26 protein-coding genes, 1 tRNA gene and 1 riboswitch are annotated in these 25653 nt (G+C 41.5%); of the genes, 9 read left to right on the top strand and 18 right to left on the bottom strand.

Translation table 11 applies throughout. The features are described from left to right. Positions 1 to 12: 12 nt before the first annotated feature. Together AN394_RS18350 and orn are read right to left on the bottom strand one after the other, a co-directional pair. Positions 13 to 88: transfer RNA gene (locus AN394_RS18350), tRNA-Gly, on the bottom strand. Positions 89 to 347: 259 nt separating this feature from the next. Beyond that, positions 348 to 893 carry an oligoribonuclease gene (gene orn / locus AN394_RS18345; RefSeq protein ID WP_055022214.1) on the bottom strand — a complete coding sequence of 182 codons (546 nt, stop codon included), beginning with the start codon at positions 891 to 893 and terminating at the stop codon, positions 348 to 350. Positions 894 to 1015: 122 nt separating this feature from the next. On the opposite strand from orn, the gene rsgA reads away from it, so the two are divergent. Then, positions 1016 to 2074, top strand: a complete 1059-nt coding sequence (gene rsgA / locus AN394_RS18340) for a small ribosomal subunit biogenesis GTPase RsgA (RefSeq protein WP_054561121.1) — start codon at positions 1016 to 1018, stop codon at positions 2072 to 2074. 18 nt (positions 2075 to 2092) lie between these two features. Then, positions 2093 to 2959 carry an archaetidylserine decarboxylase gene (gene asd / locus AN394_RS18335; RefSeq protein ID WP_175083551.1) on the top strand — a complete coding sequence of 289 codons (867 nt, stop codon included), beginning with the start codon at positions 2093 to 2095 and terminating at the stop codon, positions 2957 to 2959. 64 nt (positions 2960 to 3023) lie between these two features. Here the strand turns inward: asd and AN394_RS18330 are convergent, their stop codons facing one another. From AN394_RS18330 to AN394_RS18295, 8 genes are all read right to left on the bottom strand, one after another. After that, on the bottom strand, positions 3024 to 3779 hold the full coding sequence (locus tag AN394_RS18330; RefSeq protein ID WP_054561122.1) for a HesA/MoeB/ThiF family protein: 756 nt from the start codon (positions 3777 to 3779) through the stop codon (positions 3024 to 3026). A gap of 1 nt (position 3780) precedes the next feature. Beyond that, the gene (thiE, locus tag AN394_RS18325; protein WP_055022213.1) at positions 3781 to 5304 is read right to left on the bottom strand and encodes a thiamine phosphate synthase; all 1524 of its coding nucleotides are present in this window, start codon (positions 5302 to 5304) and stop codon (positions 3781 to 3783) included. A 15-nt stretch (positions 5305 to 5319) separates the two neighbouring features. Further along, positions 5320 to 6102, bottom strand: a complete 783-nt coding sequence (locus AN394_RS18320; protein WP_055022212.1) for a thiazole synthase — start codon at positions 6100 to 6102, stop codon at positions 5320 to 5322. A gap of 1 nt (position 6103) precedes the next feature. Next, the gene (gene thiS, locus AN394_RS18315) at positions 6104 to 6301 is read right to left on the bottom strand and encodes a sulfur carrier protein ThiS (RefSeq protein ID WP_171041525.1); all 198 of its coding nucleotides are present in this window, start codon (positions 6299 to 6301) and stop codon (positions 6104 to 6106) included. 2 nt (positions 6302 to 6303) lie between these two features. After that, on the bottom strand, positions 6304 to 7314 hold the full coding sequence (locus tag AN394_RS18310) for an FAD-dependent oxidoreductase (RefSeq protein ID WP_055022211.1): 1011 nt from the start codon (positions 7312 to 7314) through the stop codon (positions 6304 to 6306). A gap of 66 nt (positions 7315 to 7380) precedes the next feature. Then, entirely contained in the window at positions 7381 to 9333 is a 1953-nt protein-coding gene (thiC, locus tag AN394_RS18305; RefSeq protein ID WP_054561127.1) for a phosphomethylpyrimidine synthase ThiC, read from the bottom strand. Positions 9334 to 9477: 144 nt separating this feature from the next. Beyond that, positions 9478 to 9579: riboswitch (TPP riboswitch) on the bottom strand. A 64-nt stretch (positions 9580 to 9643) separates the two neighbouring features. Next, entirely contained in the window at positions 9644 to 10003 is a 360-nt protein-coding gene (locus tag AN394_RS18300) for an META domain-containing protein (RefSeq protein WP_327077782.1), read from the bottom strand. Between the two features lie 166 nt (positions 10004 to 10169). Continuing rightward, positions 10170 to 10559 (bottom strand): thioesterase family protein, encoded by a 390-nt coding sequence (locus AN394_RS18295; RefSeq protein WP_054561129.1) that lies wholly within the window; start codon positions 10557 to 10559, stop codon positions 10170 to 10172. Positions 10560 to 10682: 123 nt separating this feature from the next. On the opposite strand from AN394_RS18295, the gene AN394_RS18290 reads away from it, so the two are divergent. Next, on the top strand, positions 10683 to 12782 hold the full coding sequence (locus AN394_RS18290) for a TonB-dependent receptor (RefSeq protein ID WP_055022209.1): 2100 nt from the start codon (positions 10683 to 10685) through the stop codon (positions 12780 to 12782). 68 nt (positions 12783 to 12850) lie between these two features. Here AN394_RS18290 and epmA read toward each other — a convergent pair whose 3' ends face one another. Both epmA and efp read right to left on the bottom strand, forming a co-directional pair. Next, positions 12851 to 13825: an elongation factor P--(R)-beta-lysine ligase gene (gene epmA / locus AN394_RS18285; protein ID WP_054561131.1), complete on the bottom strand. Its 975-nt coding sequence runs from the start codon at positions 13823 to 13825 to the stop codon at positions 12851 to 12853. 68 nt (positions 13826 to 13893) lie between these two features. After that, positions 13894 to 14460, bottom strand: a complete 567-nt coding sequence (gene efp, locus AN394_RS18280) for an elongation factor P (RefSeq protein ID WP_054554126.1) — start codon at positions 14458 to 14460, stop codon at positions 13894 to 13896. Between the two features lie 41 nt (positions 14461 to 14501). On the opposite strand from efp, the gene epmB reads away from it, so the two are divergent. After that, complete coding sequence (gene epmB, locus AN394_RS18275) at positions 14502 to 15515, top strand: EF-P beta-lysylation protein EpmB (protein ID WP_055022208.1); 1014 nt, start codon at positions 14502 to 14504, stop codon at positions 15513 to 15515. Here epmB and AN394_RS18270 read toward each other — a convergent pair. Continuing rightward, the gene (locus tag AN394_RS18270; RefSeq protein WP_054554124.1) at positions 15512 to 15724 is read right to left on the bottom strand and encodes a hypothetical protein; all 213 of its coding nucleotides are present in this window, start codon (positions 15722 to 15724) and stop codon (positions 15512 to 15514) included. The two genes, epmB and AN394_RS18270, sit on opposite strands and share 4 nt — an antisense overlap. Before the next feature lie 72 nt (positions 15725 to 15796). On the opposite strand from AN394_RS18270, the gene AN394_RS18265 reads away from it, so the two are divergent. After that, entirely contained in the window at positions 15797 to 16087 is a 291-nt protein-coding gene (locus AN394_RS18265) for a hypothetical protein (protein WP_054554123.1), read from the top strand. A 176-nt stretch (positions 16088 to 16263) separates the two neighbouring features. On the opposite strand, the gene AN394_RS18260 is transcribed toward AN394_RS18265, so the two are convergent. Next, positions 16264 to 16767: a DUF3016 domain-containing protein gene (locus tag AN394_RS18260; RefSeq protein ID WP_055022207.1), complete on the bottom strand. Its 504-nt coding sequence runs from the start codon at positions 16765 to 16767 to the stop codon at positions 16264 to 16266. Positions 16768 to 16997: 230 nt separating this feature from the next. Here AN394_RS18260 and galE point away from each other — a divergent pair, with 230 nt between their 5' ends. After that, positions 16998 to 18011: a UDP-glucose 4-epimerase GalE gene (gene galE / locus AN394_RS18255; RefSeq protein WP_054552825.1), complete on the top strand. Its 1014-nt coding sequence runs from the start codon at positions 16998 to 17000 to the stop codon at positions 18009 to 18011. Between the two features lie 39 nt (positions 18012 to 18050). On the opposite strand, the gene AN394_RS22450 is transcribed toward galE, so the two are convergent. The 4 genes from AN394_RS22450 to AN394_RS18240 form a co-directional block, all read right to left on the bottom strand. Beyond that, entirely contained in the window at positions 18051 to 18182 is a 132-nt protein-coding gene (locus AN394_RS22450) for a hypothetical protein (RefSeq protein ID WP_268795669.1), read from the bottom strand. Between the two features lie 70 nt (positions 18183 to 18252). After that, positions 18253 to 18822, bottom strand: a complete 570-nt coding sequence (locus AN394_RS18250) for a hypothetical protein (protein WP_055022206.1) — start codon at positions 18820 to 18822, stop codon at positions 18253 to 18255. Positions 18823 to 18827: 5 nt separating this feature from the next. Next, positions 18828 to 19331: an RNA polymerase sigma factor gene (locus tag AN394_RS18245; protein ID WP_054561138.1), complete on the bottom strand. Its 504-nt coding sequence runs from the start codon at positions 19329 to 19331 to the stop codon at positions 18828 to 18830. Positions 19332 to 19352: 21 nt separating this feature from the next. Further along, a complete protein-coding gene (locus AN394_RS18240; RefSeq protein ID WP_055022205.1) occupies positions 19353 to 20060 on the bottom strand; it encodes a hypothetical protein in 708 nt (235 codons plus the stop codon). A 440-nt stretch (positions 20061 to 20500) separates the two neighbouring features. Here AN394_RS18240 and AN394_RS18235 point away from each other — a divergent pair, with 440 nt between their 5' ends. From AN394_RS18235 to gmtX, 3 genes are read left to right on the top strand one after another with little or no spacing between them, the layout of a single operon-like run. Further along, complete coding sequence (locus AN394_RS18235) at positions 20501 to 21919, top strand: site-specific integrase (RefSeq protein ID WP_055022204.1); 1419 nt, start codon at positions 20501 to 20503, stop codon at positions 21917 to 21919. After that, entirely contained in the window at positions 21913 to 24846 is a 2934-nt protein-coding gene (locus AN394_RS18230) for a VPA1269 family protein (RefSeq protein ID WP_055022203.1), read from the top strand. The genes AN394_RS18235 and AN394_RS18230 overlap by 7 nt, the downstream gene beginning before the upstream one ends. Beyond that, a complete protein-coding gene (gmtX, locus tag AN394_RS18225; RefSeq protein ID WP_055022202.1) occupies positions 24831 to 25535 on the top strand; it encodes a gamma-mobile-trio protein GmtX in 705 nt (234 codons plus the stop codon). Before AN394_RS18230 ends, gmtX begins: the two co-directional genes overlap by 16 nt. Positions 25536 to 25653 lie beyond the last annotated feature (118 nt).

Raw genomic sequence — 25653 nt, 5'->3', positions numbered from 1 at the left:
TTGGTGAGAAATTGGAGCGGCACACGAGGCTCGAACTCGTGACCTCAACCTTGGCAAGGTTGCGCTCTACCAACTGAGCTAGTGCCGCATTCAAAAGTAGTCAGTAATTTGTCCGTTGGCGCACAACCTGAAGGTTGCGGTAAAACGTTCTGGCAACTGAGCTAGTGCCGCATTCAAAAGTAGTCAGTAATTTGTCCGTTGGCGCACAACCTGAAGGTTGCGGTAAAACGTTCGGGCAACTGAGCTAGTGCCGCATTCAATTACTTAGAGACATACCAACCCCGCGGGGGTTAACGTCTTAAGCGGGGCAGGATTCTACAATAATCCGATGTGTTTGCAAATGTTTTTTACAAATTAAAGAATTTTTCTTGGTAAACCTTTAATTCCATGATCGAATCTTTGATATCGTCGAGGGCTAGATGTGAGCCTTTTTTGTTCACTTGCGCTAATATGTCAGGTTTCCAACGACGTGCAAGTTCTTTAACGGTACTCACATCAAGGTTACGGTAGTGAAAGTAGTCTTCCAATTCAGGCATGTACTTATTCATAAAACGGCGGTCTTGGCCGATAGAATTACCACACATAGGTGAAGCACCCGCAGGTACCCATTGCTTTAGAAATCCCAATGTTTGATCAATAGCATCTTGTTCAGTGAATGTGCTTGCTTTACAACGAGCTGTTAAACCAGATTGACCGTGCTGAGTCGTGCACCACTCGTCCATGCCATCAAGCAGTTCATCACTTTGATGAATAGCAATAACAGGGCCTTCAGCCAAGATGTTTAAATCACTGTCGGTGACAACAGTGGCAATTTCGAGTATTTTATCTGTTGCTGGTTCGAGGCCTGTCATTTCCAGGTCGAGCCAGATAAGATTTGATTTATGAAAAGACATAGTTACCTTAGCGGTGCTTTCCTTTAGATCCAACGCATTTAGATATATCATATTAGTATCATCAGTCGACCTAAAGCTTTTTTTTCAAAAAGCCCGACATTTACTCAAGTTATAGGCCAAAAGTGGCAAAACAAAAGAAATTAAGTAAAGGCCAATCACGTCGAATTAAGGCCAATCATCAAAAACGCCTCTCTAATGCAGACAAAAAGCAACAGAAAGGGGCAACTGTGCAATGGCAAAATGACAATTTAGGCCCTGCCGAAAATGCGGTTGTGATCAGTCGATTTGGCCAACATGCCGATATCGAAACCGAATCAGGTGAAGTATTGCGCTGTAATATACGCAGAACTGTATCGAGCCTTGTATGTGGTGATGAAGTTATTTTTCGCCGTGCAAAAGTTAGCGAAGGCGACTTAGCAGGCGTTATTGAAGCAACCCATGAGCGTCGCTCACAACTAACACGACCTGATTTTTATGACGGCGTGAAAGTCGTCGCTGCCAATATCGACCAAATTTTAATGGTCTCTGCAGTACTCCCTGAGTTTACGCCAAACATTATCGACCGCTATTTAGTTGCCTGTGAAGACATGGGGATTGAGCCTATTTTAGTGCTTAATAAAATAGATTTAATTGACGATGAAGGCCTTGCTTTTATTGATGAAATTCTCGATATCTATCGCGACCTTGGTTATCAAGTACTATTAGTCAGTAATAAAACCGGTCAAGGCATTGCTGAGCTTAAACAAAAACTGGTCGATAAAAACAGCATTTTTGTTGGTCAAAGTGGTGTGGGTAAATCAACCTTAGTAAACACTGTACTACCAGATGCAGACATCCTAACCCAAGAAGTCTCTGAGAACAGCGGCCTTGGTCAACACACAACAACCGTATCGCGATTACACCATTTACCAAGTGGTGGTAACCTAATCGACTCACCAGGAATTCGTGAGTTTGGCTTATGGCATTTAGATGTTGAGCGCGTTACATGGTGCTTTAAAGAGTTCCGTGATTTTATTGGTGGCTGTCGTTTTCGCGATTGTAAGCATTTAAACGATCCAGGCTGTATAATTCGCCAAGCTGTTGATGATGGTGAAATTTCAGAACTTCGTTTTGACAGTTACCACCGAATTTTAGAAACTATGGCCGACGGCCGTGCTGGTGCACGCGCTCCTCGCGTATAACTATTTAGGAAATAACAAGTGAGTTTAGATAAATTCAAAATTGCTATGCAATATGCCATGCCAAAACATTTCATTTCGCGCATGGTTGGCAAGTTAGCAGCAGCAAAAGCGGGTGGCTTAACAACGGCCTTAATTAAATTGTTTATCAAACAATACAAAATTGACATGAGTGAGGCTAAATACCCAGATCCAGCTCATTACAAAACTTTTAATGAGTTTTTCACTCGCCCATTAAAAGAAGGTATTCGTCCACTTGCTGAAGAAAGCGACATTATTGCTCACCCAGTTGATGGTGCAATTAGCCAATTAGGCGATGTAGTAGACGGTCAAATCATCCAAGCAAAAGGCCATGACTACAGCTTACAAGCACTCCTTGGTGGCAAAGAAGAAGACACAGCGCCGTTTTTAGGCGGTAAATTTGCCACTATTTATTTAGCGCCTAAAGATTACCACCGTATTCACATGCCTGTTGATGGTACGCTGAGCAAAATGATCTACGTACCGGGTGATTTATTTTCGGTAAATCCGTTAACAGCGCAAAATGTACCTAACCTATTTGCTCGTAACGAGCGTGTTGTGGCTATCTTTGAGACTGAAATTGGCCCGCTAGCCATGGTACTTGTTGGTGCAACAATTGTTGCTAGCATCGAGACTATTTGGGCAGGCACAGTCACGCCACCAGCAGGTAAAGATGTATTTAGTTGGAATTACCCAACCACAGGTGACAACGCGATTACTCTGAAGAAGGGTGAAGAAATGGGTCGCTTTAAGTTAGGCTCGACCGTTATTTTAGCCTGGGGTGCAAATCAAGCTGAGTTCTTATCAGATCAACACCCAGAAACAGTGACGCGCATGGGCACACCATTTGCGAAAATTAACGACTAATAAGTTCAATTTAGCAAACCACTTGAGCAATAGTGGTTTGCTTAAAATTCACTATAAATCGCGCCTACACTCCACGATTACACTCTGAGCATTCACTATCTTTTTGAATATTAAAGCGCTGCTGTATTAGTGTTAGCCCGTCAAATTGAATAAATTCGCTGCCCGTTTTATGGCCAAGCAATATATTGATAGCCAATAAACTTTGCATGCTTCCCATAACACCCAGTAACGGGCTCAATACCCCAGCATTGTCACAATTAAGCGCTGTTTGCTCCTTCGTTTGCGGGAATATACAACCATAGCAAGGGCTCTGTTCATCACGAAAATCAAAACTCATCACCTGCCCCTGCGTTGCAATAGCTGCAGCTGATACAAGTGGGATAGATTTAGCTAAACAATAGCGATTAACCAAATAGCGGGTAGCAAAGTTATCACTGCAATCGAGGATGATGTCAGCACCTTCAAGTAACTCAGCACAGTTACTTTCATCAAGCTTTTGGCATAGAGGCTTAACCGTAATTTGATTATTTAAACTGCTTAACACCTTGGCAGCCGCCTGTGTTTTTGCCTGCCCCATGTGGTTTACTTTATAGAGTATTTGTCGCTGTAGATTTGAAAGCTCAACTTTATCGTCGTCAATCAAAGTGAGCGTTCCTATTCCTGCTGCCGCTAAATAAAACAGTGCTGGTGAGCCAAGCCCACCAGCTCCTACAACCACAATATGTGCAGCCTTTAACTTTTGCTGCCCCGCATGCCCCACCTCTTTTAATAGCAAGTGGCGGCTATAACGAATTTGCTCTTTGTCGCTTAACGCGCTCATATTATGACTGACCTTCGACCAGCTGTTTTAACTTGGCAATGGCTGCTTGGTAGTCTTCGGCTTCAGTAATCGCACGCACTACGGCAACACTGCCAACATCCGTGCTCGCAACTTGCTCAGCACGTGATAAATCAATCCCGCCAATTGCAACCGTTGGATAATCGGCCATCAACGGCACAAATTTTTCTAGCTTTTCTAAGCCCTGAATTTGCCCAGTCATGTCTTTGGTGGTGGTTGGATAAATAGCACCAAACGCCATATAACTTGGTCTGTAATTATGTGCACGCAGCATCTCATAAAAGCCATGAGTCGACACACCTAAGCGTAACCCCGCCTCTTTTATGGCAATTAAATTAGCGGTTTGTAAGTCTTCTTGCCCTAAATGCACACCATAAGCGCCGTGCTTAATCGCCAATTGCCAATAATCATTGATATACACCTGCGCATCGTACTTCTGCCCCAGCATAACCGCACTTGCAATCGACTCATCAAGTGCTGCATCGTCTGCATTTTTCATTCTTAATTGAACTGTTTTAACCCCTTCGGCTAAACACTTCTCTAACCAATCAACTGTATCTACAACGGCATACAGCCCAAGCTGTTTAGAGTCGCACTCGGCAAAACCTGCGGCCATGGTAAAGTCAACCGGGCAATCAAAGTCGAGTTCATCACCTAGCCAACTTCCCGCCTCGATGACTTGTGGGTAATCTGCTAGATTTGTTGGAAAGCAAGTGTGCGCAACGGGGCCAATCCCTTCACCATATCGAACGGCTGCTTTTAATCCTTGGTTTATATAGGCTTTTGCTAAAATAAAGGCATCTTTGAGTGGATACTGTTTAGATAAACACGCTGCAATAACAGAAGCCATACTGCATCCAGTACCGTGACTATGCGGAGTTTGAATTTTTTCGTTACCAAGCCAATATTCCTGCTCACCTTGCACGCAGTAATCAATGCAATAGCCACTTGGGTAATCCCAATGACCCCCTTTGATAATCACCGCTTTTGCACCAAAGTCAGTTAACTTTTCTGCGGCTTCTTTCACTGCGCTTGGGCCAATCAAATAAACACCGGTTAATAGCTGCGTTTCGTGGGTGTTCGGTGTTACTACATCGACTAATGGCAATAAGCACTCTTTAATGGCACTAACAGTATCTTCTTCTGTTAATAAATCACCACTTGAGGCAATGGCAACCGGATCATAAACAACCAAAGGCGGCTCTGCCCAAGTTGCTTTGTAATGTTTTAAATGCTCACTAATAAGCTGTATTTGCTGCACATTGGCGAGCATGCCAATTTTAATCACACTGGCAGGCATATCACTGGCTAAGGCTAATAGTTGCGACTCAATCACTTCTGTTGAAATCGGGTTAAGTGCTTCTACACCTAAACTATTTTGTGCCGTTAAAGCAGTAATAACCGTACAGCCATGTACATTAAAACTTTGCATTGCCTTGATGTCGGCTTGAATTCCTGCACCGCCGCCCGAATCTGAGCCAGCTATGGTCCATACAACCTGATTCATGTTATTCCTCACATTTTATTCTTGATGCCAAAATGGCATTCCGAGCGTCGGCGTTGATGGGCTTGCTACGTCTTTTTCTGGCATCGCTTTAGCCAAATAGCTATATCGCCCCGCTTCAACCGCACTCTTAAACGCTTTACTCATCGTTACTGGGCAACCTGCACCTGCAATCGCCGAATTTAATAATACGGCATCATACCCTAATTCAAGCGCTTGACAGGCATGAGATGGTAAACCTAAGCCCGCATCAACAATTAAAGTATGGTTTGGCAAGCGCTCACGGATCATTTTTAAGTTGTAAGGATTCAGTAAGCCTTTACCCGTGCCAATCGGTGCCCCCCAAGGCATAAGTACTTCGCAGCCTAAATCAGCGAGGCGCTGACACAGCACTAAATCATCTGTGCAATAAGGTAAAACTTTAAAGCCATCGGCCAATAAAATTTTAGTGGCTTCGAGCAGTGCGATTGGATCGGGCTGTAAATTATATTCATCACCAATCAACTCTAACTTGATCCAATCAGTGGCAAACACTTCGCGGCACATTTGTGCCAAGGTCACCGCTTCTTTCACACTATGACAACCCGCCGTATTAGGCAGCACCTTTAACCCGGTGTTTTTTATCAATTGCCAAAAATCATCACCCGCAGCAACGCTTTGCTGACGTCTTAATGAAACCGTGACAATCTCAGCCTGTGAGGCCACTATCGAATCCTGCATAACACTAGGTGAAGGATACAATGCTGAGCCTATCAGTAACCGACTCGTAAACTGCTCATCATAAACCGAAAAACTATCCATCTTAGCCTCCTTGAATTGGCGACAATAACTCAATGCTGTCGCCTTCGTTGAGGGTTTTAGCATCGCATTGACTGCGCGGTACAAAGTCACCATTAACGGCAACGGCAAATGGCGGTCTTGCGCCAAACTGGCTCAACGCCTGAGTGAGCGATGTATTGTCGTTCACTGTAACTGACTGACCATTAATTAAAATATTCATTTTTATCCTTTAGCAATTAATCTCACTGCGTCATCAACCACCTGAGGCGCGAGTAAATAGCCATGACGGTACAAGCCATTAATACTGATCACTCGACCTTGCTTTGTGACTTTCGGGCGGTTGTCTGCAAACGCTGGACGAAGCCCTGATTGCAAGCTCTCGATACGCCCTTCAGCAAAGCCGCTATGCACCGTATAAGCAGCAGACAATAACTCCAGCGCCGAGCGCACGGTGACTTTACCGCGGTCTTGCGATTCGATTTCAGTCGCACCAATCACAAATTGATGATTTGGCTTAGGAGCAATATAAATTGGGTAACGCGGATGCATCAGTCGTATCGGTCTGGTTAGGTTCACCTCTGGTGCATATAAACGCGCCACCTCCCCTCTTACTCCACGCAGTAAGGGTTCAGCCTGTTTAGCACCCAAGCCGCGACAATCAAATACATAATCATAGCTTTGCCCATTCACTTGATGGGCGTTCAATTCAACTTTACAGCCAAAGTTAAATTGCACTCCTTGCGAGGTAAGCTTTTTAAAACTAGCGCAATAAAATGCCTGATTATCGAGCTGCCCTTCACAAGGTAAATACACACCTTGATGGAAACGCCCAGCTAGTTCTGGCTCAAGATCAGTGATTTGAGTGCCAACCAATGCCTGTGCCTGATAGCTTTCAAGCGGTTTTAAGCGGCTCACAAAACTTTGTAAATCGCCCTTATCTTGCTGATGAGCAACCACTAAACTGCCTGTTTGTTGAAAATACACAGCGTCATCGAGCTCACTTAAAATTTGCTGCCAACGAATGATGCTATTAAGCCCTTGTAGAGCTAAATCCTGTTCACACAGGACTGATTCTGCAAGGGGTGCCAACATCGCTGCAGCAACGCTGCCAGCACTGTTGCTAGCATGTTCATCATCTTGCTCAAACACACTTAACTGATGCTCTTTAGCAAGTGCTAATGCAGTTAAACGGCCAGTTAAACCAAAGCCCAGTATCGCTATCTTTAAAGACATAAACTTTCTAGGCGCTAGGCCCTAGGTAAAAACCCAGAGCCTATCGCTGATGCCTAGCTCCATCAATTAAACTGCTTTGTGGTAGATCTCAGAGCCTGTTTTTTTGAACTCATCTGATTTCGCTTTCATTTCGGCTTCAACATCGACCATTTTGATTTCGATAGCATCGCCTACGTTATTCGGATCTATGCCTCTTGCTTCGAGATCTTTGGCATAATCACGTACTTCTTGAGTGATCTTCATCGAGCAGAACTTAGGGCCACACATAGAGCAGAAATGTGCAATCTTGCCTGATTCTTGTGGCAATGTTTCGTCGTGATATTCGCGGGCGCGTTCTGGGTCTAAACCTAGGTTAAATTGGTCGTGCCAACGGAACTCAAAGCGCGCTTTTGACAATGCGTTGTCACGCTCTTGCGCACCCGGGTGGCCTTTTGCCAAATCGGCAGCATGAGCAGCAATTTTGTAAGTGATTAAACCTTCTTTAACGTCTTCTTTGTTAGGTAAGCCTAAATGCTCTTTAGGGGTTACATAACAAAGCATGGCGCAGCCGTACCAAGCAATTTGCGCAGCGCCAATACCTGATGTGAAATGATCGTACCCCGGTGCAATATCCGTGGTTAATGGACCAAGCGTGTAAAACGGTGCTTCTTCACAGTGTTTTAGCTGCTCTTCCATGTTCTCTTTGATCATATGCATTGGCACATGGCCGGGGCCTTCGATGAACACTTGCACATCATGTTTCCAAGCAAGTTTTGTCAACTCACCTAAAGTACGTAATTCGCTGAATTGGGCTTCGTCATTAGCATCGGCAATAGAGCCCGGGCGCAGACCATCACCTAATGAAAAACACACATCATACTGTTTTAAAATTTCACAGATTTCTTCAAAATGCGTGTATAAGAAGTTTTCTTTATGGTGCGCTAAACACCATTTCGCCATGATTGAGCCACCTCGCGAAACAATACCGGTAACACGCTTTGCCGTCATCGGCACGTAACGCAGCAATACCCCAGCATGAATAGTAAAGTAATCAACACCTTGCTCTGCTTGTTCAATCAAGGTATCGCGGAAAATCTCCCACGTTAGGTCTTCAGCCACACCATTTACTTTTTCAAGCGCTTGATAGATTGGTACTGTACCAATTGGCACTGGCGAATTACGTACCACCCATTCACGGGTTTCGTGAATATAGCGACCCGTTGATAAGTCCATCACCGTGTCGGCGCCCCAACGAGTCGACCACACCATTTTTTCTACTTCTTCTTCGATTGATGATGTGACCGACGAATTACCAATATTCGCGTTCACCTTAACTAAGAAGTTTCGGCCAATGATCATCGGCTCGGTTTCTGGATGGTTGATGTTGTTAGGTAGCACGGCGCGGCCACGGGCAATTTCATCACGCACAAATTCAGGGGTAATAAAATCAGGAATGCTAGCGCCAAACGATTCGCCTTTGTGCTGGGCTGCTAGTAACTCTTCACGAATTTTAGCACGTCCCATGTTTTCACGAATTGCGACATATTCCATTTCAGGCGTCACAATGCCTTGTCGCGCATAATGCATTTGGGTCACGTTTTTACCCGCTTTTGCACGGCGGATCTTTGGTAGATGTTCAAAGCGGATATGATCTAACCCTTCATCTGCCATTCGCTGTTGAGAAAACTGCGAAGTCACTGAGTCTAAAATTTCAGTGTCGCCGCGGCTTTCAATCCACTTTTCACGGTATTTCTCAAGGCCCTTGCGCACATCAAGTTGAAAATCTGGGTCAGTATATGGACCTGATGTATCGTAAACACGAATTGGCGCGTTAGGCTCAAATACAGGGTTCTCTTCAGTGCCACCGATAAAAGTATCGCTGAGAGTGATTTCACGCATCCCTACTCGTACATTGTCTTGTGTACCTTCTACATAAACTTTATGAGAATTAGGAAACGGTTGCCCTGTTAAGTTATAAATATAATCTGATGCAGCCGCGCGGACTTCGCGGCGAGATGGTTTAGTTGTTGTGTTTGACATGACTTACCTCATTGCTTTAAGGGTTGTCTTGTCAGATATTGCAAATGCAATAGAGAGTGGCAAACGCCATTGGATCGTCAATAAGCTAATTGCTTACTAGTGCAGCCTGTGCCGCTTATGCCCCAAAATTTGGCGCACAAGCGCCCAGTGAGGCAGCTTGTTCCCTACGCAGGTGTTAGCCTGATCAGGTTCACGGATCCCGCTTTCGCGATCTCAGCCTTATTTAAGGCACTCCGACAAGTATAAATTCGTTTCTTTTAAAACGCCCTGAGTGTACGTCAGTTAAAAAATTGCTGCAAGCTCAGCCACTTTAGTTTTTTGCAATGAAGGTAAAATGGTGCTCACCTTGCAAGGTAAGTTGCTCACCAGTTAAAGTAATGGCTGCGCCTTCTTTTAGCGCTGACAGTAATCGCTGCTCAAGCGCATCAACTTGCTCACCACATGATTTACGTGTCATACCTAATTTATTTACTGTAAGCATATCTTCGCTTAGCGCACCTTCACCAAAAAATTTATTACAGCCAGCAAAGCCGTTAACCTGCATCGCTTCGATAAAACGCAGCGAGGCTGTTTGGGATACAGGAATGGCTAAACCATTCACTTTTGATAATTGCCACTGTGTATATTTTAATTGCTCACTAGTGACTGTCCCTGTCGATGAGCAGCCCATGCAAAATAATACTAAAAGGAGGGGCAAGGCTACTAACTTCATATTTTTTTACGATTCAAATTTCAATGTAGTAATAATAACAACATTTAACGCAATTGATCGTTAAAAAAACATGTTTTATCTGTAAAAAATTGTTCTAAGTTAGCTTTTTAAATAACAACGCAGACTATTTGAATAAGTTATCGACTTCTTCTGGTAAAAAAGGACGACCTTTTTCATTTACCGACGTGCCAATCACCAAAGCTTGCAGCATCACTTTATCATCATGTTTACGATACACCGTTTGCCTAAAAGCAAACTTTAAACGGCTGATACGCTCAGGCTCAACTGCAACGTAAAACTCATCGCCCGGCACTAGTGATGCCTTGTAATCCATTTCGCTTCGCAGCACGACAAGGTTTACTTTTTCTCTTGCTAGCTTTGCAAAGTCGATACCTTGAGCATGTAAAAACTCATGGCGAGCATGCTCTAGGTAATTAAAATAAACACTGTTATTAACAATGCCTTGTAAATCACACTCATAATCACGCACTTTAAAGTCTACTTTAAAGGTCATAGTCGTATTCCTAATCAATTTACGTATAATTGCCTGCGTTTATACCATAAAAATTGATTTTATAGCCATTTGGCTAGCTAGGTTGCTAGAATAGCAGTCCCGAAAATGGAGTTAAGAATCCGCATGAAACGACGTTTATCATTATTATCTGCTGCCATCCTGCCTTTATTTGCAGCATCTTCGATTGCTTACGCTGAAGACGGTGATCTAGAAACGATTGAAGTTACCGGTGATTTCAAAAGAGAAAGCATTCAAACCCTTAGTGCTAGCGCAAGCTTGTTTTCAGATCATGAAATCAATCAACGCGGTGCAAAGTTCTTAGATGAGATGCTTGCTAGTGCAGCGAATGTAAACTTTACCTCTGGTGCATCTCGTGGTCGTTTCGTGCAAATTCGTGGTGTTGGTTTACGCTCACAGTTTGTTGACCCTATTAATCCTTCAGTTGGCTTAGTGATCGACGGTATTAACTACTCTGGTTTAGGCGGCAGTTCACTGTTATTTGATATCGACCAAGTTGAAATTTATCGTGGCCCACAAGGGACTCGCTTTGGTGCTGATGCCTTAGCTGGCATGATTCAAATGGAATCTGCAACACCCACTCTTGACCCAAGTGTGAAAATACAATTAGGTGCTGGCAACTACAACAGCTATGAAGCAGGTATTGCCGCAGGTACGGGTATTACCGACGACACAGCAGTACGCGCCAGCATTTATCAACGTGAGTCTGATGGGTATGTAGAAAACCGTTATTTAGGTGAAGATACCCAGCAACAAGATGAGCTTGTTTCTCGCTTTAAGTTACACAGCCAATTGACCGAGCATTTGCGTACTGAACTGAATGTACATTACATCGATATAAATAACGGCTATGACGCATTCACACTAGATAACAGCCGTTACAGTGTTGCTGATGAGCCAGGCCAAGACAACCAAGAAAGCATTGCGGTTGGCCTAGCAAACATATACACCGGCTTTGACTTTTTTGATGTTAGCTTAAACCTATCTGGTATCGACAGCGAGCTGTTATACAGCTATGACGAAGACTGGGTGTGTAATGATGAAGCCCAACCTGAGTTATGTGCTGCTGGCTTGCATGATTGGGGTTATAGCTCAACAGATGCTTACTTTCGCGATCGCCAAGATCAAGCGGCTGAGCTGCAATTTAGTGGTAAATCTGGTGAGTGGGTCGCAGGCATTTACTATCAAGGCCGCGAAGTTGACTTAGAACGTCAATACACTTGGCTTGCGCAACCATTTACCTCAAATTATGAAACCAGTAATATTGCTGCATACGGTCAATTAGCAACACCTATCGGCCCAAAAACAACCTTAATCACAGGTTTACGTGTTGAGCAGTATCAAGGCGACTACATTGACAATAACGGTTTTATTGAAGAAACCGATGATGTCATGGTGGGCGGTAAGCTTGCACTTGAATACCAAGTTATTGATCGCACCATGATTTACACCAGCATTACTCGTGGCTATAAAGCTGGCGGTATTAACTCTGAAGCTTTAGCAAAAGCAAAAGACGAAGGCTTAAACCTAGATGCTGATTTCTTTGCTAATCACACATCATTTGCCCCTGAATATCTATGGAGCGGTGAGTTTGGTGTGAAAGGAAGCTCTCTAGACGATAAGTTTGTGTTACGTCTTGCCGCTTTCTACATGTACCGTGAAGATATGCAGCTAAAATCGTGGCAAGTTGAAGGCCAAAAGTTCACAGGCTATATCGATAACGCAAGCTCTGGCGAAAACTATGGTTTAGAAATTGAAGGCAGCTTCCAAGCTACTGACAATTTACTACTAACGGGTAGTGCAGGTTATCTACATACAGAAATCAATGACTTTGTTGCACAATCAGGCCTAGATCAAGATGGTCGAGATCAAGCACAAGCTCCTAAATACCAATATGCATTCACTGCGCGTTATAACTTTACGCCAGCACTTTATGCATCAATTGGTGTAGAAGGCAAAGACGATTACTACTTCTCTGACAGCCATAACTCAAAAGCACCTAGCAGCAACTTAGTGAATGCTTCATTTGGTTATGAAAGTGATAATTGGAGCATTAATGCATGGGCACGTAACTTATTTGACGAAGACGTACCAACGCGTGGTTTTGAGTTTGGTAACGATCCATTAGACGGTTACACCACTCATACATACACACAACTTGGCGAACCAATGGTTGCCGGTGTGACATTTATTTACGAGCTATAAGTAATTGGGTGCTAGGTTTTTTACCTAGCACCCAAACACCTAGAGCCTAGAGCCTAGAGCCAAATAAGTTAAGCCCTTTCAACATCAAAGGCGAGTACGTCTTTAATCTTTTGCTTATTTGTTGCCAGCATAATGAGTCGATCTATACCCAGCGCGACACCCGCACATTGTGGTAAGCCATGCTCTAGTGCAGCAATTAAACGCTCATCCATTGGCACTTGTTTTAATCCATTCGCTTCACGGTACTGATTATCTTCACTAAAACGAGCTGCTTGCTCTTTGCCATTGGTCAGCTCATTAAAGCCGTTTGCCAGTTCCATATTTTTAAAATATAACTCAAAGCGCCCTGCTACTCGCTCATCGTGCTGACAAATTTGCGCAAGAGCGGCTTGCGATGCAGGAAAATGATAAACGAAACAAGGCTTTTCTTGGCCAATCGTTGGCTCAACCTTCATACAAAATAATAGCTGTAACAAGGTATCGCGATGTGTTTCATTCGCGGCAATATCGGCAAAGCCCTGCTCTGTTGCTAGTTGCTGCAATGTGCTGATATCAGCAGTTAAAGGATCAACACCTAAGGCGTTCATAAAGGCTTGCTGATAAGTGAGTCGCTCTGCGCTTTCTACGCCAAGCACCAATTGCATAAGCTCATCCATTTCATCCATAAGCGCAAATTCATCAAAACCAGGACGATACCATTCAAGCATTGTAAATTCAGGATTATGATGACTACCCGCCTCTTCATTACGAAAAGCTTTGCATAGCTGGAAAATAGCCCCAGAGCCTGCAGCAAGTAAACGCTTCATGGCAAACTCAGGTGACGTTTGCAAATAAAGTGGTAAGCCACCAGCATGACCAGGACCAACAAACTCGGTACTAAATGTCGCTAAATGCACATCGGTTACACTGGCCGCACTTAAGCTTGGCGTTTCAACCTCCATAACATCACGATCATAAAAGAACTCGCGAATGCGGCGGATGATAGCGGCACGGTGGCGTAAAGTTTCAATATCGGCACTTGGTTGCCAAAGGACATTAGACATAAAGTGTTTCCCAAAAAAAAATCCCAGCAGAAGCTGGGATTTTATAATAAATTGCTTAACAAAGCCTGTTACTTAACACGGCTCACGTATTCACCGCTACGTGTATCAACTTTGATCACTTCGCCGATTTGTACGAATAGAGGAACGCGAACAACAGCACCTGTGCTTAATGTTGCTGGTTTACCGCCAGTACCCGCTGTATCACCTTTTAGACCTGGATCTGTTTCAGTAATTTCTAATTCAACGAAGTTTGGTGGAGTCACAGCGATTGGGCTACCGTTCCAAAGCGTGATTGTACAAACGTCATTTTCAACTAACCATTTTGCATTGTCGCCAAGTGCTTTTTCGTCAGCAGCGATTTGCTCAAATGTTTCGTTGTTCATGAAGTGCCAGAACTCACCGTCAGTGTATAGATACGCTAAATCTGTATCCATTACGTCTGCACCTTCAACTGATTCACCTGACTTGAATGTTTTTTCTAGTACTTTACCTGTGATAAGTTTACGAATACGAACACGGTTAAACGCCTGGCCTTTACCTGGTTTTACCATTTCATTTTCTAAGATGCTGCAAGGTTCGCCATCTAACATAATTTTTAGGCCGCCCTTGAACTCATTGGTGCTATAATTCGCCATCGTTTCCTCTGTCTAAATAATTTCGAGTAATCTACGTGTCAATGATACAAAGAAATGAAGTAAATTTGCATAAAAACTGGCAAAAAGAATTGGCAAATGTTGTCACTTGTCCTGAACGCTTGCTAGAAATGCTAGGATTATCAAGCAAAGTAGACGAAAAAGACCTCAAAGCACGCAGTCTTTTTCCTGTCCGCGTGCCACTGCCTTTTATCAAAAAAATGCGTTATGGCGACATAAACGACCCTCTTTTGCTGCAAGTGATGCCAAGACACCAAGAGTTTTTAGCAAAAACAGGTTACGACAAAGATCCTCTAAAAGAGCAAGATAACAACCAACCTGGTTTGTTACACAAGTATCGCTCTCGGGTTTTAGTGATGTTTAAAACCGGCTGTGCTGTAAATTGCCGTTATTGTTTTAGACGCCATTTTCCTTATCAAGAAAACCAATTAAACAAACTCAGCTTGATTGACGCACTGGCTTACATAAAAGCAGACAGCAATATCAACGAGGTCATTTTAAGTGGTGGCGATCCATTGATGGCCAAAGACGATGCTGTTAGTTGGTTTATGGATGAGTTAGAGCAGCTTCCACAAATTAAACGCATGCGTATTCACAGCCGCTTACCTGTTGTGATCCCAGCAAGAATTACCGATGAGCTATGTGCACGCTTTGCTGCATCGCCCTTAAAGGTGGTGTTTATAAATCATATCAATCACGCTAACGAAATTGATGATGACTTTAAAGCGGCCATGCAAAAGTTAAAAGCTGCGGGAGTGACGTTATTAAATCAGGCGGTGTTACTAAAAGATGTGAATGATTCTGTCGAGTCGCAAGTTGCATTAAGTGAAGCGCTATTTGAGGCAGATATACTTCCTTACTACTTACATCTACTAGATAAAGTTGAGGGTGCTAGCCATTTTGATATCGCTGAGAGTCAGGCACGGGAAATGGTGACGGCTATGCTGGCAACATTGCCGGGGTTCTTAGTTCCTAAGCTTGTGCGCGAGATCGGCGGCGAAAAAAGTAAAACGCCAATCGATCTCAATCTAAGTTAAACGTATACGTTTACGTTGTTACCTAGTGTCGCAGTTACCGACTTAGCAGGTGTTTGTGCAGCACTGGTGTTCATTGCTGCGCCTTCGATAAGTGCAAGTGCCGCAGCACCATCAGCCTTTTGCTGTTTTTTAGCAAGCGATGCGCTGTAAACCTCTGCGCTTTCACCACCGCCACTCATCGCTGGTAAGCTTGATCCTGATATATTCATAGTTCATTACCTGACTTTTTATGACAATCCACGTACTATATCGGCATTGCAGTCTAAAGCTTTAGGAAAAAAATGGATTCAATTATTGAACAACTCAATGCTAACCTAAAAATCGTTTATCGTCAGGCACTTGATGCTGATAAAAAATTAGATGATTTACAGCAGCAAGGCCATGGCAAATTCAAAGCCTTATTTGCAAAAGATGCTGGCTTTGATTTTGAAGCGAAACGCTTTAAACCTTACGTTCTCGATGTTGCTGCTGATGTAGAAAGCTTAAGCAACGACGGTATGGACGAAGAAAAACTGAAAAAAACCGTTATTAAACTGCAACAGTTACTACAACTGTTAGCGACGTTTAAGTAACGTAGAAGCCTCTATTTTATTTATTGTAAATAGAGGCTATCGCGCGAAATAAATTTCACGCCTACATGTGGGAGCAGCTTTGGCCGTTAATTGTTTTTCGGCGTTAAACGCCTCCCACGATATAGGTCTTTCACAAGACCCACAAACAACACAGCTCAACTTAAAACTGACAGCTATCATTCACCCAAATTTAACGACGGCAGTAACTCATCTTCAAACCAATCAGTGATTAAGCGCTTGTCGTAATAATAGGCTTCATCGCGCCCCATTTTCATGCGATCCATGAAACCCATGTCTTTAAGCTTTACATCGTTTGCTTCACTTATCACTTTACCGTCTTTATCCGTAACTGAATAATTTAGGTCGATACGCGGAAAATAAATTGGTTTAATAATGCGCAATTCATTCATGGTACCAAAACGCACATCACCCGCTAGGTCTAGCTCTGTCACTTCAACATTGAAGGTGTAGCCTTCAGGTAACTTTTCAGCAAGTTTATTAAAGTGCTTTTCAAAATTCTTTGCCACATTTTTATGAAATGAACCTTTCGGTGAGTTGTTACCAGGTTCTACATCGCGGTAATCGTTAAAGTCATGCCATTTAACTTTTGCTTCTCCTGCGTGAGCAAAAGCGGGTAGTGCAATGACCATTGCTAAGGCAATTTTTTTTACTGTATTCATCTGTTTCTCCACTTAACAGGTATAGCTAATAATTAAATTTTAGCTGCTGACAATTAACTATAGCTTAATATCTAAACACTTAGGTGTAACCAATATGGTGCAAAATGTAATCAAAAACAAGCGATTCATGTTTTTGCTTTATCGCCGTAAATCACAATTAATTCATGTAATTTAGGCCGAAATGTGATGAAATAAGGCTAATTCAACCAGGTATAGTTCATGGATATTTTATGACCATTTTAGTCACCGGCGGAGCCGGATACATCGGTTCTCACACCGTATTAGAGTTATTACAACAAGGTACTGACGTTGTTGTACTCGATAACTTAAGCAATTCATCAAATGAGTCACTGGCTCGGGTAAAACAAATTACTGGCAAAGACGTCACGTTTTATCAAGGTGATATTTTAGATAGAGCCTGTTTAGACAAGATCTTCAGTGAACACACGATTGATAGTGTTATTCACTTCGCAGGTTTAAAAGCGGTTGGTGAATCGGTTGTAAAACCTATCGAGTATTATCAAAACAACGTACAGGGTACACTGACTCTGGTTGATGCAATGCGTGATGCTGGCGTATTTAAGTTAGTATTTAGCTCATCAGCAACGGTATACGGTGACCCAGCAAGCTTGCCAATTCGCGAAGACTTCCCAGTTGGTGGCACGACTAACCCTTATGGCACATCAAAGCTTATGGTTGAAATGATGCTGCAAGATATCGCGAAATCAGATGAACGCTTTGCCTTTGTTATTTTACGTTACTTTAACCCTGTCGGCGCACATGAATCTGGTCTTATTGGTGAAGACCCTAATGGTATTCCTAACAACTTATTACCTTATATTTCGCAAGTCGCTGTGGGTAAGCTAGAAAAGCTAGGTGTATTTGGGGATGACTACGATACTGTAGATGGTACAGGTGTTCGTGACTATATCCACGTTGTCGATTTAGCATTAGGTCACTTAAAAGCACTGAACCGAATTGCAAGTGATACAGGTGCGCACGTATTTAACCTAGGCACAGGTAATGGTTATTCAGTACTGCAGATGGTTACCGCTTTTGAGAAAGCCAGCGGTCAAGCCGTACCTTACCAAATTTCGCCGCGCCGAGCTGGCGATATTGCAGCTTGCTACGCAGCTCCAGAAAAAGCGTTAAAAGAGCTTGGCTGGCAAGCAGAGCGTGGCATAGATGAGATGATGCAGGATACATGGCGCTGGCAAAGCAATAACCCGAACGGTTACAAATAGTCAAAGTCATTATAAGGCCGATGTTCACACATCGGCTTTTTAATTTGATGAGGCTTTCTTAAGCTGCGCAATACCCCAGAAAAGTACCCCAGCCCCCGTGCACGATAAGAAAAAGAACAACCCTAAGCCGACAGGCGATCCCCAAAACAAAATACTGTATAAAACTTCCATCTCTATATCCTTTATTATTATTTGAATTGTAAGTTATATAAGTTTTAGGAATAGCTCGTCAAGTCGCACATCAGCGCATCGCTTGAATACTCTCAAGCGCTACAGCTAGCTGTGCTTTTAGTTTTTTATAGCGTACATAAACAGCCAGCACGATAATGCCATTAACACCAAGCTGGATAAGCCATAGGCTGTATATTTTAAACATAACCATATTAAACAAGGCAACGATTAACAAAGCGCACCAAAGAACAACGCAGCCAATAAAACTCACATGCCAGTAATGAATTTGATGCTTCAGCTGGTTCTCTTTAAAATTAAGCATTGCATTAACGTCTAACGTTTCTGCTCGCCAAAGCTTTCGTCTTAAACGGTATGACCAAATTCCAAAACCTAAAGGAATAGGTACTAATAGCGCAAACATAATGGTTTCATAGGTATTTTTTGCCTCAAGCAACATGGCGTAAATACAAAATACGGTTACCACAACACCTAAAAATGAGTCGATTAACCCTTTTAGCTTTAACTTAGTTCGCGACTTTTGCGTTTGTGCAATTAACGCTTCACTATCCACTTTCGGCGTTGCCTGCACGAATGCCTGCTGCCACTTAGCTAATTGATCATCTGCTTCGAATTTATCCACTTTATTTACTCCATTAGGCTCGCAAGTTGTTGTCTTGCCCTACTTACACGTTTAGCCACGGCATCTTCAGACAGTCCCAGTGTTTGAGCTATCTCACTTTGATTAAACCCTTCAAGCTGTAAAGCAAGCACCTGCCGATATTTCAGCGTTAATTTACGAAGGGCAGCCATTAAATCTAAACTGTCGTCTGGTGATTTATGCGTACTTAAGGCTTGGGTGTAATCAATACTTTCAGAGCTTGCCACCTCTTTGCGGTTTTGCTCTTTTATCACATGATCAACCGCTTTATTGTGAGCTATTCGGGCAATATAGGTTTTTATGCTGGCATCGCCACGAAAGGCAACATCGGGTGATGAGTCATTACTTTCAAAAGCGCGCCAAACAGCCAACGACATCTCTTGAATTAGCTCATCTTGTAGCGCTTGATTGATCTCGTAAGTTGCAGCAACACGCGCCAACAGCGGCGCGTATTCATTCAGCAATGTGTTTATTTGAACATCAGCTTTCACTGTACTTCCATGTTTTTATTATTATTTGAACAAACGATTATAGGCACAAAAGTAGGTACATGCTAATACCGGCCCTACCAACAACATAGGTAAAAGACTATAAGGGGCAGTAAAGGTAACGAGCATATTAATCAAACAAAGCATGCTTAATGGTTTAATCACCTTTAGTGCCTTTGTAATGCCTTCTTTAACAGCTGCACTAAGCGAAGCATTGTTTAAAAGTAACAGAGGTACCACAAACATAAGCAACATATTTACAGGAACAATTGATACAAACATGACCCCTACGCGCCAGCGCTCAACATCAACAAACTGACCTGACAATAAAGCCGATAACTGCTCACTACCAATCAAAGTACTCCCAACAGCAAATTGCACCAGCGCCAATAAAATACCAACAACTGACCACACGGCAACTCGCCCCCACTTCGCCCATGTTGCATTGTGTTTAAATGAAAAGCCTTGCTGATTATTCAGGTTAAACAACAATGGCCACACCGTTGCCATTAACATAGGCGCTAACCATTTTGATACTGTTAAACCTGTAGGTGCAGGTAATAGCTGCACTAAACCAGGCACAATAGCGAACAGCGTCATAAGTAAAAAAAGTTTAAACGGTGCTTTTTTAAATAGCCCCCACCCTTCTTTTAACCAAACAGCAGCATCACTAAATGGTGCATTTGTTGAATCAAGTTTTAGCGTATTCACAGTTGATGTTGTAGTCGTCATGAGTTTGTCCTTTTCGTAAAAATAGATACATAAGACACTGCCTATCGCTAACACCTAATAGGAACAACTTCGTGTCATTTGCAGCTATAGACGAGACAAACACAGAAAACCTGACAAAATATTTTTAAAAAATTAAAAATAATTTTATTTCGTTGAATTTTAAAGATAAAAAAGAGGTGGAACAATAGTGGAACGCAGCTGCTTAAGATAGATTTAAGCTTTGATTTTTGGGTTTTAGGATTTTTACAGAAAGAAAATGGTGGCCCCTCCCAGACTTGAACTGGGGACCTAACGATTATGAGTCGTGTGCTCGTATATATCCCCACATTAAACTACAACAACTAACAACAAAAATCTTGTTTTATCCTTAATAACTGTTATTGTATAAATATATTAATTTGTATAACCCCCTTTAAGGTTACAACAATCGAGTTTGTATAATGAAGTTTAGAGAAAGAAATTATGCGTACCCTCTTCACCACGTGACAGTTAAACAAAGAGTAAAACTTAAAAGCGGGAAGTTAGATCACTTTATTGTGCTTTATGTTAAGCCTAAAAACTCTAAGTCACCTATCATCTTTAAAGAGCTATTCAATTTTTTCTCACATAGAAACTCAAAGAGCCTATCGTGGCAGAGGCATGTCGCTAGAGCTATAGGCTTATTTTTTGATTATTGTATCGAAAAAGCTTGTGTATATAAAAATGATAACAATGTGGCTGATGCAATTAGAGGGTTCATAGAGTGCTCTCTTAGTGGCGATTCTCAATTAGGTTGGGCACCTTCAAGTGTAGGTGTTGTTAAAAGAAACCTCGCTTACATTATGGATTTTTCTAAAGGAGCCTCAGAGCAAATTGGGACTAGTCTACTTCCAGTTGAAGATGGGGATATACGGCTACGATACCTCTATCGTGCATATGAAGTTAAACAAAATTCATTATTAAGCCACGTCACTGATGTTAAGTCACTTGCAGCAAGGCTTAGAGCGACTTCAAGTGAGCATATTTATCAGTTCAACCGTCCCCCGAATATAAGAAATTTGAAGCTCTTTCCTGAAGATTTAATTGAACCTTTGTTTAAGTATGGCTTTACGAAATCAGATGGTAGCGAGGATTTAGGTACAAAGATGTTGACTGCTTTGCTGCTATTCGGTGGTATGCGAGAGAGTGAGCCATTTCATCTTTGGTTCAATGATTTCTCTATTTACCCAAGTACAGGTAAATTAGCAATCTTCTTACATCATCCATCTGAAGCTTCCTGCAACATTCCCCCCTACAAAGGTATGTTAAGAAAAGAGTATTTAATGGAACGCCATTTAAAGCCTCGAAACAATAAAGCGACATCAAAAAGTTACCATGCAGGCTGGAAAGATTTGGCTGTTGATAACTTTCATAGAACCGAAATTGCACTTATCCATGAAGTAGTAGAAAAGCATTTTGTGCTGTGGTGGAGCCGATATATGGAGCTAAGGCAAAATTGTATGAAAAGCTATGTAAAAAAACATGGTGTCGAACACCCTTTTTTTTTCGTGAAAACAGGTGATAAGAATGATCTGGGGGCACCGCTATCAATTAGCGCATACGTTAAGGCTTTGAAAAGAGCTGTAGCTCGATTGGAAAAAATGGGATATATGGCTGAATGGGGTGTGAGTGATGGCATCGCACCTCATCCAATGCGCCATTGGTTTATAACAAAGTTATCTGAAAATGATGTAAGCAATAAAATAATTCAAGAGATGGCTAATCATAGAAATATTCTTTCCCAAGAAATATACAAAGGAACTACGGCTAAGGAAATAGATTTAGCTATAAGGAAAATATCCAATAGTTATGCAATTAATTTAGAGAGAGAGTCATGCTAGGACTGATTAGGGCAGATATCCCAAAATTTCTAAAAACAAAGGGTGGTGTAGCCCAATTATCGGACGATGAACTTATTGAAGTATGTGTAGTTTCATTAGCTTCAAAGCATGACTATGAGGATGGTTTGGCGTTTCTAAATGAAGTGCGTGACAGAGGTATTTGTTTTTCTGTTTTTTATAATTTTGTAAAAAACCAATGGAACTCTCAATCCCTTATAAATTTAACTATTCAGGCTAAATCAAAAGAGAACTTATTAAATATCTGGAAGGAGTTTGACGCTAGAGCAAGCAAAGCTGGGTATTCATCGAATAGTGCACCTCGTCAAAAAGGGCGAGTATTTACTTTACTTTATGCGTACTATTTTCAGAAATATTCATTTTCTGAGATTACCATTGAAGATATAGATTCATTGAGAGCTTTAGTCGTAGATAAACACTCACTATTTTCAGGGGAACGTCCTCCATCAGAGTATAGTTATGTAAGAAAAGACCTATATGGGATATTGGCATTTTTCACTGAAGTTTACGAATTTCTTGGGGTCGATGTTGAACTCAAGTTATCGGATGAAATTGTTCCAGAGCAATTTGCAAAGCCCAAAGGTAGAAGTCTGTCAAAATCCAGAAAAAGCGGGCAAGTTGAAAAAGAAAGCTACTCCTTTTTAATTAATGCATTTAAAGAGTATAAAAATACTCTATCGTTAAAAAACCCCAAAGAGGCTAATGCAGCATTCAAGACTCTTTTGAAGTACCTTTGTTTTCAGATTGATGTAAAAGTTAAGTCACTCCAAGATTTTCGAGAGGTAGTTTCGGTTGGAAGAACAGGTGAATATCGTTGGCTTTATTATTTAGAGAATGTGGTAAAAAAAGGAACTAGATCTAAAGCTCTCTATATTAGGGATTTTTTGGTTTGGGCAATGCTTGAATATAACATTGATATTGATGACGGACATGAACCCTTGTTGTCTCGTATAGAGGCAGAAAAGGTAATGAGAATGCAAAAAAAAGGGGTAGGAACTAAGGATGAAACCCCTAAAGCCGTAATTCCTTATCGTGTTCATCAAATCGCAACTGAAATACTTTATGACGCTGAGTACAAATGGGGGAAAACATTAGATTATATGTATTTCGAAAATGGCGATGGAAGGAAAGAGTTTAATCCTACTTTGATAAACTTACTCGCTATTTTGTTTACTGTTCCTATTCGTGGAATTCAAGCCCAATGTTTAGACAGTGGTGAGGGTGATTCCTATGTGTTCAATGGTACACGAACTCTTTGGGAACCAAATTGTAGTGCACATGCGAACTACTGGAAATCTCAAGGACATTCAAATCATCAAAGGGGATTTTTGTATAGGGATATAAATTTAGTTGCTGAAGCTAAAAGGAGTAGAAATTTCGACCCAGATGGAGAGCCAATTGTATCTAGTGCCTTCATGTATATAAATACAAATAAGACTGCGGATCGCAATGTGTTATTTAGTGATAATAGTGGATATACGATACCTTGGCACCAACAAGATGTAGTATCAATTGTTCAAAGACAATTGAAGTTTTTAAATGATCACCATCCAGTTAGTAAGCCAAGTAATCTCTTGGAACTCGATTCCAAGGATGTAGCTCAAATTCTAGGCGCTGAACCCACAACTTCGGTAATGAAGCTCATCCCTGAGCGTTTCTATCTATTTAGATGCAATTTGAATCCAGCAAAGGAGTCTTGGAATTTCCCTCCAACAAAAAAATTGTTAATCACAATCTGGAACTCTCTAATGCTTGAAATACAGCAGCGCCTAAATGATGAGGGAGCTGATTACTCGGTAGTTTCTAAAGAGAAGATGGATAAGTTCAAAAAGAACATAGGTGGTGGTAACAGTTATATAAGCTACTTAACCATTCATTGTACAAGGGTTACTGGTATAACAAGGCTAGAAGAGGCTGGAGTCCCTATCAATATTATCTCCAAGTTTATTGCAGGTCATTCGAACATTCGAACAACTTATCGTTACACAAAACATAATCGTGAGTACATCAACAAACAAATTAGTGATGCGCAAGCAAAGATCTCTAGCAAGATGCAAATGTCTCTTTCTCAAGATTTGAGACAAAAGAGTGTTGAAGAGGCTAAAACAATGGCTTACATACCGGATATTTATAGCACTTCTTGGGATGTCGTTAAGGAAAGAGCCTGGAATTCCAATGGTTTAGGTATATGTCCTAATGCAGGAACTCTTTGCGATGAAGCACTTAAAGAAAATGAATTTATATTTGAGGGAGTCGGAAAGTGCCTAAATTGTAAGTATCTGATTAGTGGCAAACCTTACCTGATAAGTATTTGGTCACATATTAATGCCCTAATGTATAAAGCGAAGAAAACTAACGATGATTACTCCGAGTTGCAGGCCGAATATAAAAAACTAATTAAAGAAAGAAAAGCTGAATACAAAACTAATGGTAAAACTGAATTGTGGTCTTCATATAATCAAAGACTAGAAAAAATGGAAAATTATATGGAATCGAATTCCAACAAAGAGAACTTGATATTGGCGGAAGTTTATTACGGAAATTTACTATTTGAAAACGTGCGTGAACTAACTAATACAGATGATGACTTTGTTGAGGGATTAGGGTTTGAACAATGCACAGATTTCGAACACTTAAACTCAATAGTAGAGTCAGAGTCGTTCGTTCCTCATTTCAGTAGAGATCAAGACTTGAAATTTAAAAGGGATACTTTTGTTGATATGGCACTGACAGCTTTAGGGGAACAGCCAATATTTTTAAAACCTTTAACAAAATCAGAGAAAGAAGTAGCTATTTCATCAGTAGCTAAAGCTATTGAGCATGATTTAAAAAATAGAGAAGGTAAGTTTTTAGGTGCAGCTCTAAAAATTCATGAACTATCAGGGGAAGAAAAATGCCTACCGAAATAGAAGCTGTTTTAGAAGGTTTATGTGCTGAGGCTAATAATAATGTTGAAGCTAGGCTTAGAGCAATACATAAAATAATCAAAGGGTTTAAGCGAAATCATGTTGATTTAACTGCTCCAAACCTCATTAATGCTCTAGGCTCGTTAGGTATCTCTATGAGTAAAAGCTCGATCTATAATAAGAGGGTGCGCGGTAAAGATAATCCTTATCGTGTTCTGGTTGATGCATGGCATGAAGACATAAATGACGCTAAATTAAAACGAGCGGATACAAATGCAAAATGCGACTTCACTATAATGACTAGCGAGGATTATGCTTCGATTCAAAGTGACGTGGTTAAGTTTAAAATCCAGAATATGTATAGTGAATTGAAGTCGGCTAGGCATCAGATTAATTTGTTAAAAGATATTAACGCGTTACCATTAATAGAAGAAAAAGATGATACATTACGCTTTCATAAGGATGAAAAATCAGTTGCGTTATCCGAAACAAAATCTTCAGTTGACGCTAGCCTAAATAACTATGAAGCGCATATAGACGTTTTGGAAGAGTTTCTCGCTGGAAATTCTAAATTGAGTTTTGATGACGAAGGTGGCTTAGTCGCATCTAAGGGAATACGAAAAGGAGACGCATTAAGTGATATTGAACTGCAACACGCTTTAATAGCTGCTTTAGATGTAATGAAGAGGTAAAAACAATAAACTACTATTATTGCTGTAAAAGGTAGTGTTTAGAAATCTGTGTCATTTCAGTAATATTAAGAAAACAGGAGTGACACATGACTCAATCTTTCGACTTCAACAAAGCATT

It is taken from the genome of Pseudoalteromonas sp. P1-26 (assembly GCF_001401795.1).
Classification (GTDB): domain Bacteria; phylum Pseudomonadota; class Gammaproteobacteria; order Enterobacterales; family Alteromonadaceae; genus Pseudoalteromonas.
The sequence above is the reverse complement of the archived record's forward strand: the minus strand, read 5'-3'. Positions and strand labels throughout refer to the sequence as shown.